The organism is Stenotrophomonas sp. CFBP8994, from assembly GCF_034044835.1.
GTDB classification, from domain to species: domain Bacteria; phylum Pseudomonadota; class Gammaproteobacteria; order Xanthomonadales; family Xanthomonadaceae; genus Stenotrophomonas; species Stenotrophomonas rhizophila_A.
In genome coordinates this window covers 800,550-816,049 of the sequence record NZ_JAXCWT010000001.1, presented here as the reverse complement: position 1 = coordinate 816,049, position 15,500 = coordinate 800,550, and the positions used below count along the sequence as shown (strand labels likewise).

Sequence of the window (15,500 nt, the reverse complement as noted above, 5' to 3'; positions counted from 1 at the left end):
CGACCAGATGTCGAAGGGGCGGTGTGGGTGGGTTGACGGGACCGTAGAGCGCCATGGATGGCGCGAACGAGCCTACAAGGACGTACTTGCGGCGTGTCCCGGCGGCCCACCCACACCGCCCCTAAACAGTAAGCAAACGGCAACCTGCTGTTGCTGTTGCTGTTGCTGTTGCGGTTGCGGTTGCGGTTGCGGTTGCGGTTGCTTCAAAGAATCTGCGCAGTAACCGCAACGAAGTGACAGACACTTCCGCCGATCACGAACAGGTGCCAGATCGCGTGGGAGTAGGGGATGGATTCGCGGTGGTAGAAGTAGGTGCCCAGCGTGTAGGACAGGCCACCGGCAAACAGCCAGCCCAGGGTCCAGCCATCGATGTGGGACCACATCGGCTTGATCGCCACCAGCACCATCCAGCCCATCGCGATGTAGATGATCGTGGAGAGCAGCTTGAAGCGGCCGGTGAAGAACAGCTTGAAGATCACGCCGGCGAGCGCCAGTGCCCAGATGGCCGTGAACATGCCCCAGCCCCAGGGACCGCGAAGGCCGATCAGGGTGAATGGGGTATAGGTGCCGGCGATCAGCAGGTAGATCGCGCAGTGGTCGAATACTTTCAGCCGGCCCTTGGCGATCGGGTGCTGGATGGCGTGGTAGAGCGTGGAGGCTGTGTAGAGCAGCAGCAGTGCCACGCCGAACACGATGGCACTGGCCAGCTGCCAGGCGTCGCCGTAGATCGCGGCCAGGGTGATCAAAACCGCGCTGCCGGCAAGCGCGGCGACCGCGCCCAGCCCGTGGGTCAGGGCGCTGGCGATTTCTTCACGTACGGAAGCAACAGAGGTCATGGCGATGATCGTCGCGCGGGGAGGGGGAGCCCGCTCCCCCCTATCATCGCCGGTTTCGCCAGGTCAGGCGACCGACATGCTGTGCGCCGCTTCGCGGGTTGCCGCGAAGCGCACGTCCGGCGCGCGTTCCTGCGCCAGCTGCAGGTTGACCCGGGTCGGCGCCAGGTAGACCAGCTGGCCCGCCGCGTCGATGCTGAGGTTGCCCGCATTCTTCTCGCGGAACTCTTCCAGCTTCTTCGCATCGTTGCAGGTCACCCAGCGCGCCGTGGTCACGCTCACCGGCTCGAAGGTCGCTTCCACGCCGTACTCGTCCTTCAGCCGGTAGGCGGCCACGTCGAACTGCAGCACGCCCACCGCGCCCAGGATCAGGTCGTTGCTCATCAGCGGGCGGAAGAACTGGGTGGCGCCTTCTTCGGACAGCTGCGCAAGGCCCTTCTGCAGCTGCTTGAGCTTGAGCGGATCGCGCAGGCGCGCGCGACGGAACAGTTCCGGCGCGAAGTTCGGGATGCCGGTGAAGCTCACCGCTTCGCCTTCGGTGAACGTGTCGCCGATGGAGATGGTGCCGTGGTTGTGGATGCCGATGACATCGCCCGGCCACGCTTCAGCGGCGATTTCGCGGTCGCTGGCCATGAAGGTCAGTGCGTTGGCCAGCTTCATTTCCTTGCCGGTGCGCACGTGGAAGGTCTTCATTCCCGCTACGAAGCGCCCCGAACAGACCCGCATGAACGCCACGCGGTCACGGTGCTGCGGGTCCATGTTGGCCTGGATCTTGAACACGAAGCCGGTCAGCTTGTTTTCCTGTGGGGCGATCACCCGACCAGTGGTGGCGCGTGCCTGGGGCGACGGCGCGTGCTCGACAAAGAAGTCCAGCAGGGGCTGCACGCCGAAGTTGTTCACGCCCGAACCGAAGAACACCGGCGTCTGCCTGCCGGCCAGGTAGGCATCAAGATCGAACGCGTGGCTGGCGCCCTGCACCAGTTCCAGCTCGTCGCGCAGCTCGGCCAGCATGCCCGCGCCGATCTTTTCGGCCAGGCCCGGTGAATCGATCGACGGGAAAATGGTCGAATCCTGCCGGGTGAAGTTGCGGCCCTGTTCGTACAGGTGCACTTCGCCGCTGATCAGGTGGACCACGCCCTTCAGGCGCTGGCCCATGCCGATCGGCCAGGTCACCGGCGCGCACTGGATGCCCAGCACGCTTTCCACCTCGTCCAGCAGGTCGATCGGCTCCTTGCCCTCGCGGTCGAGCTTGTTGATGAAGGTCATGATCGGGGTGTCGCGCAGGCGGCACACCTCCATCAGCTTGATCGTGCGCTCTTCCACGCCCTTGGCCACGTCGATCACCATCAGCGCCGAGTCCACCGCGGTAAGCACGCGATAGGTATCCTCGCCGAAGTCGGCGTGGCCCGGGGTGTCGAGCAGGTTGACGATCTTGCCTTCGTACGGGAACTGCATCACCGATGAGGTGACCGAGATGCCGCGCTCCTTCTCCAGCGCCATCCAGTCCGAGGTGGCATGGCGCGCGGCCTTGCGGCCCTTGACCGAGCCGGCCATCTGGATCGCACCACCGAACAGCAGCAGCTTCTCGGTCAGCGTGGTCTTGCCGGCGTCAGGGTGGGAAATGATGGCGAAGGTGCGGCGGCGCGCAGCTTCGGTAGCGACTTCGGACATGGCGTGACGCGCCCGCCCGGGGCGCTTCTCATGGAGATAAGCCCGCCAGTATACCGGGCCGCCCCGCCCGGCGGGTCAGTGGCTGGCCGCGTCGCCGCCGTCGGCCTCTTCACGCGCGAAATGCAGCTCGCCCTGGGGGGCCACGATGCGTACCGGAATCGAGCGCAGCTGCATGCCGGCATTGGCCTGGACCACGAAATGCAGGTGTGGGGCGGTGCTGTAGCCGGTGTTGCCGGAAACACCGATGCGCTGGCCGGCCTCGACACGCTGGCCGCTGCGCACCAGTACCCCGTTTTCGCGCAGGTGGGCGTACACGGCCATGCTGCCGTCTTCATGCAGGACCCGGATGAAGTTGGCGCGGTCGCGGTCGCGCGCGGGATCCTGCCCGTTGCCGCTGAAGTTGCCCTGCACCTGCATCACCTTGCCCGCACGGGCAGCAAGCACCGGGGTGCCTTCGGGCAGCGCGAAGTCCACCGCGTCGCGGTTTTCAGCATCGTTGTGGCTGAAACGCCCCTGCGGCGCCTGGCTGACCTGGAACCGGCGCGCATCAAAGGGCAGCTGGTAGGCCACGTCCTGCGGCCGCGCCGCCGGGTCGCCGGGAACCGCGTCCAGCAGCAGGTTCAGGCGTTCGGTATCCGGTGGCAGCTGCAGCCGCGCTACCACCACGCTCGCCGAGCCGGGCAGCACGGTTTGCAGGGGCAGCCCGGGCAGCAGCGCGGCACCCGCGTCCTGACGCAGGGCGATCTGCACCGGACCGGTGAGGTGGTTGTCGACCCGCGCCTGCCAGTACGCGGCGCCCCCTTCGAGCTTCACCGAGGCCAGCGTGCCGCTCCGCGCCCCCTGCGGCGCCTGGTCGGCCGGGCGCACCAATCCCCAGCCGCCGCGCCAGTCCGCTCCACCGTTGGATTCAGCGGCCGGTGCCATCAACGGGCACGCCAGCAGGGTGAGCAGCAGGATCCGGCGCATCAGCGAACTTCGAGTAAGGGTGCGCGGACTCTACGCAACCGCGTTCGTTCAGGAAAGAGGGGCGGCTGCGGGCTGATGAGAAAAAAATATATCGCTTCATCCAGATGGAAGGATTGACATGCCCGGAATGTGCTGGCATCGTGGCTCCACCATCGAGACCGGCAGAGGGACAGGCCCTTTGAAGCCGGGGCAGCCCGCAGGCGCGAAAGCCACCTGCGTAGGTGCCAAATCCTGCGGGGACCGTGGTGTCTTCCGAAAGATGGTTCGAACCGTGCACCGTACGTGCGCTTCGAACGCGAGCTCCGCGAAAGCTCGATGGCCGTTTTCCTCTTCGGGATATCGCCATGAGTTTCGCCACCGCCGCCATTGCTTCGGACTCCTTCGCCCCCTTGAGCGTTCCGGTTGATGCCGGGCGCAGCGCCGTTCGCGGCGAGATCGCCGCGATCCTGTCGATGCGCCACGGGGGAGCACGCCCGGTGCGGCTGCGCTACGAACTGGTGGGCCGTGAACAGGCGCCCGTGGTGGTGCTGGCCGGTGGCATTTCCGCACACCGGCATGTGGCCGCCAATGCCGAGTTCCCCGAGAAGGGCTGGGCAGAGGGCCTGGTGGCACCCGGTCGCGCGCTGGATCCGGCCTCGCGCCGCATCCTGGCCTTCGATTTCATCGGTGCCGACGGCGCACTGGACCTGCCGATCGACACCGCCGACCAGGCCGATGCGCTCGCCCTGCTGCTCGATCACCTCGGCATTACCCAGCTGCAGTGCTTCGTGGGCTACTCCTACGGTGCGCTGGTGGGCCAGCAGTTCGCAGTGCGCCACCCGCAGCGGTTGGCCAAGCTGGTCGCGGTCAGCGGCGCGCATCGCCCGCATCCCTACGCCGCCGCCTGGCGCGCGCTGCAGCGCCGCGCGGTTGCGCTGGGCCAGCTGCAGTGCGGCGAAAGCCACGGCCTGGCGCTGGCCCGGCAGTTCGCCATGCTCAGCTACCGCACCCCGGAAGAATTCGGCGAGCGCTTCGATGCCCCGCCGGAAGTGGTCAACGGGCGTGTCCGCGTGGCGGCCGAAGATTACCTGGATGCCGCCGGCGCGCAGTACGTCGCGCGCACCCCGGTGGAGGCGTACCTGCGCCTGTCCGAATCGATCGACCTGCACCGCATCGATCCCGCCGCGATCAGCGTACCCACCGTCGTGGTGGCCGTAGAAGGCGACCGCCTGGTGCCGCTGGCCGACCTGGTCGGCCTGGTTGAAGGGCTGGGCCCGCGCGGCAGCCTGCGCGTGCTGCGCTCGCCCTATGGCCATGACGCCTTCCTCAAAGAAACCGATCGCATCGACGCGATCCTCGCCACCGCATTCCGTACCCCGGGAGAAAACGCATGAGCCAGTCCGCCGGTTCCGAGCCGACCTGTAGCCGTGTCACCGCCGCCGTGCGCGCCGGAATCGATCGCGATACCGCGCACGGGGCGGTGACCCCACCGATCGTGCTGTCGTCGAACTTCAGCTTCGATGGGTTCGGCAACAAGCGCCAGTACGACTACACCCGCAGCGGCAACCCCACCCGTGACCTGCTCGGTGAGGCGCTGGCCGAACTCGAAGGCGGTGCTGGCGGGGTGATCACTTCCACCGGCATGGGCGCGATCAACCTGGTGCTCAATGCGCTGCTGGAACCGGGCGATACCCTGGTGGTGCCGCACGACGCCTACGGTGGCAGCTGGCGGCTGTTCAACGCGCTGGCGAAAAAGGGTCACTTCCAGCTGGTCACCGCCGACCTGACCGACCCGCGTTCGCTGGCCGACGCGCTGGCGCAATCGCCCACGCTGGTGTTGATCGAGACCCCGTCCAACCCGCTGCTGCGCATCACCGACCTGCGCTTCGTCATCGATGCCGCGCACCGCGCCGGTGCGAAGGTGGTGGTCGACAACACCTTCCTGTCGCCGGCGCTGCAGCGGCCGATCGCCTTCGGTGCCGATGTGGTGCTGCATTCGACCACCAAGTACATCAACGGCCACAGCGATGTGGTCGGTGGCGCCGTGGTCGCGCGCGATCCGGCGCTGCACGAGCAGCTGGTGTGGTGGGCCAACGCACTCGGCCTGACGGGTTCCCCGTTCGATGCCTTCCTGACCCTGCGCGGCCTGCGGACGCTCGGCGCGCGGCTGCGCGTGCACCAGGAAAACACCGCCGAGATCGTGCAGCTGCTGGCCACCAGCGACGCGGTGGCCAACGTCTACTACCCCGGCCTGGAATCGCACCCGGGCCATGCCATCGCCGCCCGCCAGCAGAGTGGCTTCGGCGCGATGCTGTCGTTTGAGCTGGCCTCGTGCCCCGGGGATGACCCGCACGCGGCGGTGCGTGCGTTCGTGGATGGCCTGCGCTGCTTCACCCTGGCCGAATCGCTGGGTGGGGTGGAGAGCCTGGTCGCGCACCCGGCCACCATGACCCACGCGGCGATGACCGCCGAGGCCCGCGCCCATGCGGGCATCAGTGAGGGCCTGCTGCGCCTGTCGGTGGGTATCGAAGCGGCTGAAGACCTGGTCGCGGACCTGCAGACCGGCCTGGAGCGGGCCCAGGCGGTGATCGACCGCCAGGCGCAGCTGGCCCAGCGCAGGCTGGTGGACGCATGAGCGCGGTACTGCCTTTCGCGCGACCGGCGCCACGTCGCTTGGCGTTGCTGGGTACGGGCACCGTTGGAACCGCGTTCGTGCAGCGCTACCAGGCGCTCGAGGCACGAGGCGTCGAGTTGCCCCAGTTCTCGTGGCTGGCCAACTCGCGCACGGCACGCGCCTGCGAACAGCAGCCGGCGCAGGCCTTGGAGCGCGCCAACGATGCCGCGCGCACGGCGCCCGCGCTGCAACCCTGGGCCGAAGCCGAAGGCCTGCAACGCGGCGACGTGGTGGTGGACGCCACCGCCAGCGACGATGTGGCCAACTGGCACGAGCAGTGGCTGGCGCGCGGCGTGCACGTGGTGACGGCCAACAAGCTGGGGCAGGGCGCGCAGCTGGCGCGTGCACAGGCCATCGCGGGCAGCGGACTGGACGGCGGCGCACGCTACGGCGACAGCGCCACGGTTGGCGCAGGGCTGCCGCTGTTGAGCAGCCTGCGCGGGCTGGTGGCCGGCGGCGATCGCATCCACCGGGTGGAAGGCGTGCTGTCGGGGTCGTTGGCGTGGCTGTTCCATCACTACGACGGTCAGCGCCCCTTCTCGGCGTGGGTGCGCGAGGCGGCCGGCGCGGGGTACACCGAGCCGGACCCGCGCGTGGACCTGTCCGGTGAGGACGTGCGCCGCAAACTCCTGATCCTTGCCCGCGCCAGCGGCATCGCGCTGCGCGCCGAGCAGGTGGCCGTGAACTCGCTGGTGCCCGATGCACTGGCGGCGCTGCCGACCACCGCGGCGATCGAACAGCTGGCCCTGCTGGACGCGCCGCTGCAGCGGCACTGGGAGCAGGCACGCGCGCAGGGCGGCTGCCTGCGCTTCATCGGCGGCTTCGACCACGACGGCGCCTCGGTCGGGCTGCGGATCGTGCCGCTGGACCATCCGCTGGCCGGCGGTGCGCAGACCGACAACCGCGTGGCGATCCACAGCGACCGCTACAACGTGCAGCCGTTGTTGATCCAGGGGCCGGGTGCGGGGGCCGGGGTCACCGCTGCCGCCTTGTTGGACGACGTGTTGTCGATCACTCGCCCTTCAACGCCTTCAACGCCTTCAACAACGCCGCGTTGAACCGCGACGGGTCCTGCACCTGCGGCGAATGCCCCAGGTCGTCGAAGCTCACCAGCATCGCGCCGGGGATCGCGGCGGCGGCAGCCTTGCCCAGGGCAGGGTAGTCGCCCAGCGCAGCTTTCAATGCCGGCGGGGCCAGGTCACGCCCGATCGCGGTGCGGTCCTTCTGGCCGATGAACAGCGTGGTCGGCACGCGGATGTTGGCCAGCTCATGCACGACCGGCTGGTTGAACACCATGTCCGAGGTCAGCGCCTGGCTCCAGGCCACGGCCTGCTTGCCGGGGCCGGCATACATCCCGGCCTGCATGCGTGCCCAGTGTTCGAACTCCGGCGTCCACTGGCCGCTGTAGTAGACCTCAAGCTGGTACTTCTTGATGCTGTCGAAACTGGTGTTCAGTTCGTTGGCATACCACGCATCCACGCTGCGCCAGGGCACGCCCTTGGCCTTCCAGTCTTCCAGCCCGATTGGATTGACCAGCGCCAGCTGGCGCAGCTGCTGCGGATACATCAGCGCGAACCGCGCGGCCAGCATGCCGCCCATCGAATGGCCGACCAGGTCGACTTTGGTGGTGTCCAGTTTCAGATGCGCCAACAGCGCCTGCGTGTTGGCGGCCAGCTGGCCGAAGGAATACTGGTAGCGCAGTGGCTTGCTCGATTTGCAGAAGCCGATCTGGTCCGGCGCAATCACCCGGTAGCCGGCGCTGCTCAACGCGGTGATGGCATCACGCCAGGTGCCCGCGCAGAAATTCTTGCCGTGCAACAGCACCACCGTGCCGACCTGGCGGCCGGCAGGCGCCACGTCCAGGTAGGCCATTTCCAGCGGCTGGCGCTGCGAATCGAAGCTGAAGGTCTTGACCGGCCAACCGTAGTCGAAGGCCTGCAGGCGCGCGTCGTAGGTGTCGGCGGCGAACGAGGTCAGGGGCAGGCAGGCAAGCAGGGCGGCGGCCAGGATGCGCATGGCGGTCTCCAGTGGGGGAACCCCGAGGATAACCGCCCGCGCGTCTCCGATCAGCACTCGATGACGTTGACCGCGAGCCCGCCGCGGCTGGTTTCCTTGTATTTGTCCTGCATGTCGCGGCCGGTATCGCGCATGGTCTTGATCACCTTGTCCAGCGACACCTTGTGCTTGCCGTCGCCGCGCATGGCCATGCGCGAGGCGTTGATCGCCTTCACCGCGCCCATCGCATTGCGCTCGATGCAGGGAATCTGCACCAGCCCGCCGATCGGGTCGCAGGTCAGGCCCAGGTTGTGCTCCATGCCGATTTCGGCGGCGTTCTCGATCTGGCTGGGATTGCCGCCCAGCGCGGCGACCAGGCCGCCGGCGGCCATCGAGCAGGCCACGCCGACTTCGCCCTGGCAGCCGACTTCGGCGCCGGAAATCGAGGCATTTTCCTTGTACAGGATGCCGATCGCGGCCGAGGTGAGCAGGAAATCGAACACGCGCTGTTCATTGGCGCCGGGGCAGAAGCGGTCGAAATAATGCAGCACCGCCGGCAGCACGCCGGCCGCACCATTGGTCGGCGCGGTGACAACGCGGCCACCTGCTGCGTTCTCTTCGTTGACCGCCAGCGCGTACAGGTTGACCCAGTCCAGCGTGGTGAGCGGGTCGCGCATGGCCGCTTCCGGCTTGGATGAAAGCTCGCGGTACAGCGCCGGGGCGCGGCGCGACACATGCAGGCCTCCGGGCAGGGTGCCTTCCTGGCGGATGCCCCGGGCGCAGCATTGCTGCATCGCGTCCCAGATCTCGCGCAGCTGGTCGCGGATTTCGTCTTCGCTGCGCCAGCACTTCTCGTTCTCGAACATCAGCTGGGCAATGCTCAGCCCACTACGTGCGGTCTGCGCCAGCAGCTCGTCGCCGCTCTTGAACGGGTAGGGCAGCGGGGTTTCATCGGGCACGATGCGGTCATCGGCCGCGTCGTCCTGGTTGACCACGAAGCCACCGCCCACCGAGTAGTAGTCGCGCGTGGCGATCACCTGGTCCTGCGCGTCGTACGCGGTGAAGCGCATGCCATTGGTGTGGTAGGGCAGCTTCTGGCGCTTGTTCAGACCCAGGTCGCGCTTCTCGTCGAAGGCGATCTCATGGGTGCCCATCAACCGGATGCGCTTGCTGCTGCGGATCCGCTCGAGCGTGCCGGGAATGATGTCCGGATCGATCAGGTTCGGTCGCTGGCCTTCCAGGCCCAGCAGCACGGCCTTGTCAGTGCCATGGCCGCGGCCGGTCAACGCCAGCGAGCCATACACGTCGGCGCGGATGCGCACCACGTCCTGCAGGCAGCCCGGGTCCAGCAGCCAGCGGTGCACGAAGCGTTCGGCGGCCTTCATCGGTCCTACGGTGTGCGAGGAGCTCGGGCCAATGCCGATCTTGAAAACGTCGAACGTGCTGACAGCCATGATTGCCAAACTGCGGGTATCGGATGGAGCACTATTCTATGCTGTCCGCGCCCGCCACCCTGGCTGCAACGCAACATATCGACCTTATGTTCATCCTGTACCAGCGCGACGACTGCCACCTCTGCGACCTGGCCCTTGCGGTCCTGGCCCAGGCCCGGGTCCCCGGGCTCGACAGTGTGTTCATCGATGATGACGCGGCCCTGGAGGCCCGCTATGGCAGCCGCGTGCCGGTGCTGCGCGATGGGCAGGGGCGTGAGCTGGACTGGCCCTTCGATGCGTCCACCCTGTCGGCGTGGATGAGCGGGCACCGGTAGCGCCGGCCGTTGGCCGGCGCCACGGGAGGGGTTACTTCGCCTGCAGCTTGACGACGGTGCTGATCGCGGTGTCGTCCGGGATGTTCCTGGTGTCTTTCCAGTCGTCACCGCCGCCCACGCCGAAGTCCAGGCGCTTGACCGTGGCCTTGCCGGTCAGCACCGGGTTGGGACCGGGCTTCCATTCGAAAGTGAAGGTAACCGGCTTGCTCACCCCGCGCAGTTCCAGCGTGCCATTGGCCACGTACTTGTCACCGCTCCTGGTGAAGCCTTTGGCGGTGTATCGGGCTGTGGCGAACTTGGCCACATTGAAGAATTCCGCACCCTGCAGCGTCGAATCGCGGTCGCTGTTGCCCGACGTTGCGCCGGCCAGTGGAATGGTCACGTCCAGCGTGCCGGCGGCGGGGTCGACCGGATCGAAGCTGACCTTGGTCGAGAAGCCGGGGAAGCTTCCAGTGAACACTTCACCGTCATATTTGGTGGCAAAAACCAACGTGGAGCCGTTGTTGGCGGCCTGCACGTAGTCGGCGGCCAGCACCGGGGCGGTGGCCATCAGGCCAGCCAGCGCGGCAGCCACGGCGGCGGGGGAGGTGAGCTTGATGTTCATCGTCAGTCCTTCTGGGGGGAGGCGAGCCAGCCCTGCGGCAGCATGCGCGCAAGCGTGGCATCGCGTTGGAAAAGGTGGTGGTACAAGGCAGCGCCGGCATGGGCGACCACCACGGCGATCAGCACCCAGAAGCCCCACTCATGGATGGCATGGAAAATATCGCGCGCGCCCGGGTTGGGCGCGACCAGCTTGGGCACGTCGACCAGCCCGAACCAGCGGAACGGCCGCAGGCCACTGGCCGAATCGTAGACCCAGCCCGACAACGGCAGCGCGAACATCAGCACGTACAGCAACCAGTGGGTGGCCGAGGCGATGCGTTCCTGCCAGGTCGGGGTGCCGGGTACCGGTTCGGGCGCGCCGGCATACAGGCGCCAGCCCAGGCGCAGCGCCACCAGGGCCAGCACGGTGATGCCCAGCGATTTGTGCGCGGTGTAGACCCAGAAATACTTCGGGGTGCGTGGCAGTTCGCCCATGGTCAGGCCGACGATGCCGAGCAGGAGGATGAGCAGGGCGATCAGCCAGTGCAGTCCCTGGCTGACACTGCCCCAGCGGTCACGGGTGTTTCGGGTCGTCATGGCGAGCGCTTCCGGGCTGGCGAAGTAGAGGGAGTGTCGGAGTCGTCGATCGGTTCCGGAGTTCCCGGCGGGTCGACGGACGGTGTGTCCTGCGGATCGGTGGCACTGCGGTCGCGAAGGGCTTCGGCTTCGATGCGCAGCTGGACCTGGTCGCCGATCATCGACGGCCACGCATCCACCCCGAACGCGCTTCGGCTCAGGGTGGCGGTGGCTGAGAACCCGGCAGTACGGCGGAATGGCGGCATCGGGTGGCGCTTGACCGCGTTGAGCGTGACATCAAGCGCGACCTCGTGGCTGACCCCGCGCAGGGTCAGCTCACCGATCACCCGCGCATGGGTGGCATCGACCGGTTCGATGCGGGTGGATACGAACCGGGCCTCGGGATGGCGCTCGGCATCGAGCAGGCTGCGCGCCAGCGCGGCCTTGTTCCATTTGTCATCGCCAAGATCCAGGCGTTGCAGCGGCACGCTGACCGTGAGCGTGGCGCTGCTCCAGTCGTCGGGATCGAAGGCAAGCACGCCTTCGCTGCCCGAGACGGTGCCCAGTGCCTGCGAGAAACCGGCGTGCTCCACCGCGAACAGCACCCGTGTATGCACCGGGTCGAGGCGGTAGGTATCGGGCGCGGCGCTCGCCGCCCAGGGGGCGGTACACAACAGCAGGGCAAGGGTCAGGCGCTTGGTCACGGCCGGCTCCGTTCAGGGCTGGGCCGATCATACGCGCTGCTCCGTGATGCCTGGCAGCACCATGGCTGCAACAGATCGTGGTGTGCCCCGCAGCGCGCGACCGGGGCGTTGTGCAGCGCACTGTGTGACAATCCCGGGCAACAGGGAGAACTCGATGGCGTTGAGCGCGCGCGGTTGGCGGGCAGGCATCGTGCTGCTGGCACTGGCGTTGTATGCGGTGCCGTCGGCGTTGTGGGCCGCAGGGACATCGGCAGAGACACCGCGCATGCGCCGCCTCGGCGCCGCCGAAGGCATGCCCTCGCGCATGGTGCTTGCCCTGGCGCAGGACCGTCAGGGCTACATCTGGGCCGCCACCGATGATGGCCTGGCCCGCATCGACGGCGTTGGCCTGCGGGTCTGGCGCAATGAACCCGACGATCCCGGCTCGCTGCCGGGCAACGAGATCGAGACGCTGCTGGTCGACCCGCTGGATCGGGTCTGGGTGGGCAGCAACGGCGTTGGCCTGAGCATGCTCGGGCCTGGCCGCGAACGCTTCGAGCGGTTCCCAGACCTCGACCAGCATTGCGAGGGGCAGTTCTGGTCGCTGGCGTATGCGGGCAAGGCCTTGTGGATCGGCACCAACCGCCATGGCATCTGCCGGCGGGAAGAGGACGGGACGCTGGTCCGCTACCAGGCCAACGCGGCCGATCCGGCAGCGCTTCCCGACGACACCATCTACAGCCTGCTGTCCGATCCTGCAGGCCATGTCTGGGTGGGTACCGGCAGCGGCGTGGCGCGCTGGGACGGCCGCGGCTTCACCCGGATCGCCCCGGCGGTGCTGGGCGGCAAAAGCGTGTTCCGGTTGACCCGCGACCCCGATGGCACGGTGTGGGCCGGTACCGAGGGAGGGCTGTTCCGGATCAGTCCCGACGGCGACGCGCGCCCGGCACCGTGGAAGGTGGGCGCCGATGTGCGTGCCGCCTCGGTGCTGCATGATCGCAATGGCGGCTACTGGCTGGGCACGGCCGACGGCCTGTATCGCGGCGATGACGCGCAGCTGCGCCTGCTGGCCGGCGATGGCGGCAGCGGATTCCTCACCGAACGCAGCGGCGTGCTGGACCTGCTGCAGGACCACGAGGGGGGACTGTGGGTGGCCATGCTGACCCAGGGCCTGGCCTACCTCCCTCCGGACTGGAAGCGTTTCTCCACCTGGTACCAGCTCGATGGAAAACCCCTGGACAGTGCGTACCTGCTCGGGGCAGCTGCGGCAGGCAACGACTATTACGTCGCCGGGGCGCATGGGGTGTACCGGTTGGATGCGGGCGGAAGCCTGCACCAGATAGCCACCGAGAAGCAGATCGGCGTGGGAGCGGTCAGGTCGGTGTTGCCGCGCGCCGATGGTGCGCTCTGGCTCGGTCGGGCCGGAAGGCTGGGGCTGTTCCAGCCAAAGACCGGACAGCTGCGCGAGTGGAAGATCGGAGGCGGCGCGGATGTGCGCCAACGCATTGAGCTGATCCGCGAAGCGCCCAACGGTGATCTGTGGATGTCGATCACGAACTACGGCGTGCAGCGCCGCGACGCGCAGGGCAAGCTGCTCGACGACATCCGCATCGGTGACGGCCGCGGCCTGGTCGATGTGCCGGTGGAGCAGATGCTGTTCGATCCGCGCGGCGGGCTGTGGATCATGGGCGACATGGGCGAAACGGGCGAGATGGGGCTGCTGCGGTGGCAGAAGGACCGCTTTGAACGCGTGCCCGGCATTGCGCCTGGCAACCTCTTCGACATGGCCTGGGTCAGTGCCGATGAGGTCTGGATGGCGCGCAGTGGCGCACTGGAGCGCTACCGGTGGGACGGGCTCAGCATGACGCTGCGGGAACGGGTCGGGGCCGCGCAGGGAATGCCGCCGGTGTCGATGGGGGGTATCGCGCTTGGCCGTAACGGGCAGGTGTGGGCCACCACCACGCGTGGGCTGGTGTGCTGGCATTCCCGCGAACGTCGGCTGCGGCTGTACGGCGAGAAGGACGGGCTGCCGGATCGGGAATTCAGCGGACGCCCACCCGTGGCCGGTGCCGACGGCCGGGTGCTGGCCGTCACCGCGACCGGGTTGGTGGGTTTCGACCCGGATGCAGCAGACACGCCGCTGCCGCCTTCGCAACTGGTCATCGACAACATCCAGGTACGCCGCGACGATGCCGAAGGCCAGCAGTCGCTGCCGGTCAACGCGCCGCTGGTGCTGGGCCCGGGCGATCGCGATCTGATCATCTCGGCGCGCCTGCTGTCCTATGCCAGCCCGATGGGCAACCGCTACCGCTACCGAGTGTCCGGCTATGACCAGAACTGGGTGATGCAGAACGCAGATGGCGAACGCCTGCTGTCGCGGTTGCCGCCAGGCCAGTACGCCATCGACGTGCAGGCCGCTCCCCCGCATGGGGAATGGACCCCGTCACGCACGATCACCGTGCAGGTACAGCCACCGTGGTGGCGCAGCAGCTGGGCCGTGCTGGGCTACGTGGTGCTGTGGCTGCTGCTGGTGGCCGCCGTGGCGGCGTTTGCCCGCGCCCGTCTGCGCCGCCGCCAGCAATGGCATCTGACCGTGCACAAGCAGCAGATCGCCGAACAGGCGTCGCAGGCCAAGAGCCGGTTCCTTGCCACGCTCGGCCATGAGGTGCGTACCCCCATGACCGGTGTGCTGGGCATGAGCGAACTGCTGCTGGCCACGCCACTGGACGAGCTGCAGCGCGGCTACGCCGCGTCCATCCAGCACGCCGGTACCCATCTGCTGCGGCTGGTCAATGACGCGCTGGATCTGGCCCGGATCGAAGCGGGGCGGCTGGAATTGGACATCCGGCCGTTTGACCTGATGTCGATGCTGGCCCAGGTCGAAACGCTCATGGAACCGATGGCACATCATCGCGGGCTGGCCTTCGAGCGCAGCTTCAACCTGCCCGGCCCGGTGCAGGTCAGTGGCGACGAGATGCGCGTGCGCCAGATCCTGATGAACCTGCTGGGCAATGCGATCAAGTTCACCGAACACGGCCATGTCGGTCTGGGCATCGAGCTGGTGCCGGGCGGGAGCGGTATCGAGCTGGAGGTCACCGACACCGGGCCAGGCATCAACCAGGACCAGCAGCAGCGCCTGTTCCACCGTTTCGAACAGGCGGACGGCCCGCGGACGGCGTCCCGCTATGGCGGCAGTGGCCTGGGCCTGGCGATCTGCCAGGAACTGGCCGTGGCGATGGGCGGACGCATCGCCATCGACTCCGCGCCCGGACAGGGGGCCCGCTTCACCGTGCACCTGCCGTTGCCGTGGACCGTGCGCCAGCGGCCCGCTGCGGATGCGCCGCTGCATGGCGCGCCGATTGCCCTGCCACCGTTGCGGATCCTGCTGGTGGAAGACGATGCCACCGTAGCCGACGTCATTGCCGGGCTGCTGCAGGCCCGCGGACACACGGTGGTGCATGCCCTGCACGGGTTGGCGGCGTTGTCGGAAGTGGCTGCCGGACGTTTCGACATCGGCCTGCTTGACCTGGACCTGCCCGCGCTGGATGGCATCGCCATCGCCGGGCAGCTGCGCGCCATGGGCTACGCGCTGCCGCTGATCGCGGTGACGGCGCGCTCGGATGCCTATGCCGAACAGCAGGTCCTCGCGGCCGGGTTCGATGGCTTCCTGCGCAAGCCGGTGACCGGCGACCTGCTGGTGGCCGCGATCGCGCAGGCGTGTGCCACCCGCCGCAGCCCGCCCGGGATGGTGGCCTCTCCATAGGCTGCGTATC

General features: G+C 67.9%; 13 protein-coding genes and 1 riboswitch. Of the genes, 5 read left to right on the top strand and 8 right to left on the bottom strand.

Translation table 11 applies throughout. The features are described 5' to 3' along the window. Positions 1 to 203: 203 nt before the first annotated feature. The 3 genes from trhA to SOM39_RS03815 form a co-directional block, all read right to left on the bottom strand. Positions 204 to 836, bottom strand: coding sequence for a PAQR family membrane homeostasis protein TrhA (trhA, locus tag SOM39_RS03825; protein ID WP_245356625.1), 633 nt, complete (start codon positions 834 to 836; stop codon positions 204 to 206). 63 nt (positions 837 to 899) lie between these two features. Next, the gene (locus tag SOM39_RS03820; RefSeq protein WP_093532832.1) at positions 900 to 2,504 is read right to left on the bottom strand and encodes a peptide chain release factor 3; all 1,605 of its coding nucleotides are present in this window, start codon (positions 2,502 to 2,504) and stop codon (positions 900 to 902) included. Between the two features lie 75 nt (positions 2,505 to 2,579). Further along, positions 2,580 to 3,470 carry a peptidoglycan DD-metalloendopeptidase family protein gene (locus tag SOM39_RS03815; protein WP_184126790.1) on the bottom strand — a complete coding sequence of 297 codons (891 nt, stop codon included), beginning with the start codon at positions 3,468 to 3,470 and terminating at the stop codon, positions 2,580 to 2,582. 146 nt (positions 3,471 to 3,616) lie between these two features. After that, positions 3,617 to 3,736: riboswitch (SAM riboswitch) on the top strand. Between the two features lie 78 nt (positions 3,737 to 3,814). Between SOM39_RS03815 and metX the strand changes: the two genes are divergently transcribed. The 3 genes from metX to SOM39_RS03800 are packed head-to-tail and all read left to right on the top strand — an operon-like array spanning position 3,815 to position 7,181. Further along, positions 3,815 to 4,843, top strand: coding sequence for a homoserine O-succinyltransferase MetX (gene metX, locus SOM39_RS03810; RefSeq protein ID WP_095364376.1), 1,029 nt, complete (start codon positions 3,815 to 3,817; stop codon positions 4,841 to 4,843). Continuing rightward, positions 4,840 to 6,084 carry an O-succinylhomoserine (thiol)-lyase gene (locus SOM39_RS03805; RefSeq protein WP_320457520.1) on the top strand — a complete coding sequence of 415 codons (1,245 nt, stop codon included), beginning with the start codon at positions 4,840 to 4,842 and terminating at the stop codon, positions 6,082 to 6,084. Before metX ends, SOM39_RS03805 begins: the two co-directional genes overlap by 4 nt. Then, on the top strand, positions 6,081 to 7,181 hold the full coding sequence (locus tag SOM39_RS03800; protein WP_320457519.1) for a homoserine dehydrogenase: 1,101 nt from the start codon (positions 6,081 to 6,083) through the stop codon (positions 7,179 to 7,181). Before SOM39_RS03805 ends, SOM39_RS03800 begins: the two co-directional genes overlap by 4 nt. Here the strand turns inward: SOM39_RS03800 and SOM39_RS03795 are convergent. Further along, positions 7,135 to 8,139, bottom strand: coding sequence for an alpha/beta hydrolase (locus tag SOM39_RS03795; protein ID WP_320457518.1), 1,005 nt, complete (start codon positions 8,137 to 8,139; stop codon positions 7,135 to 7,137). The two genes, SOM39_RS03800 and SOM39_RS03795, sit on opposite strands and share 47 nt — an antisense overlap. 50 nt (positions 8,140 to 8,189) lie before the next feature. Further along, positions 8,190 to 9,572 carry an L-serine ammonia-lyase gene (locus SOM39_RS03790; RefSeq protein ID WP_068853685.1) on the bottom strand — a complete coding sequence of 461 codons (1,383 nt, stop codon included), beginning with the start codon at positions 9,570 to 9,572 and terminating at the stop codon, positions 8,190 to 8,192. Positions 9,573 to 9,658: 86 nt separating this feature from the next. Here SOM39_RS03790 and SOM39_RS03785 point away from each other — a divergent pair, with 86 nt between their 5' ends. Continuing rightward, on the top strand, positions 9,659 to 9,886 hold the full coding sequence (locus SOM39_RS03785) for a glutaredoxin family protein (protein WP_320457662.1): 228 nt from the start codon (positions 9,659 to 9,661) through the stop codon (positions 9,884 to 9,886). A 31-nt stretch (positions 9,887 to 9,917) separates the two neighbouring features. On the opposite strand, the gene SOM39_RS03780 is transcribed toward SOM39_RS03785, so the two are convergent. From SOM39_RS03780 to SOM39_RS03770, 3 genes are read right to left on the bottom strand one after another with little or no spacing between them, the layout of a single operon-like run. After that, positions 9,918 to 10,490 carry a YceI family protein gene (locus SOM39_RS03780; protein WP_320457517.1) on the bottom strand — a complete coding sequence of 191 codons (573 nt, stop codon included), beginning with the start codon at positions 10,488 to 10,490 and terminating at the stop codon, positions 9,918 to 9,920. Positions 10,491 to 10,492: 2 nt separating this feature from the next. Next, positions 10,493 to 11,065 carry a cytochrome b gene (locus SOM39_RS03775; RefSeq protein ID WP_320457516.1) on the bottom strand — a complete coding sequence of 191 codons (573 nt, stop codon included), beginning with the start codon at positions 11,063 to 11,065 and terminating at the stop codon, positions 10,493 to 10,495. Further along, positions 11,062 to 11,748, bottom strand: a complete 687-nt coding sequence (locus SOM39_RS03770; protein ID WP_414715842.1) for a YceI family protein — start codon at positions 11,746 to 11,748, stop codon at positions 11,062 to 11,064. Before SOM39_RS03770 ends, SOM39_RS03775 begins: the two co-directional genes overlap by 4 nt. Positions 11,749 to 11,902: 154 nt before the next feature. On the opposite strand from SOM39_RS03770, the gene SOM39_RS03765 reads away from it, so the two are divergent. Further along, positions 11,903 to 15,490 carry a hybrid sensor histidine kinase/response regulator gene (locus SOM39_RS03765; protein ID WP_320457515.1) on the top strand — a complete coding sequence of 1,196 codons (3,588 nt, stop codon included), beginning with the start codon at positions 11,903 to 11,905 and terminating at the stop codon, positions 15,488 to 15,490. Positions 15,491 to 15,500: the final 10 nt, after the last annotated feature.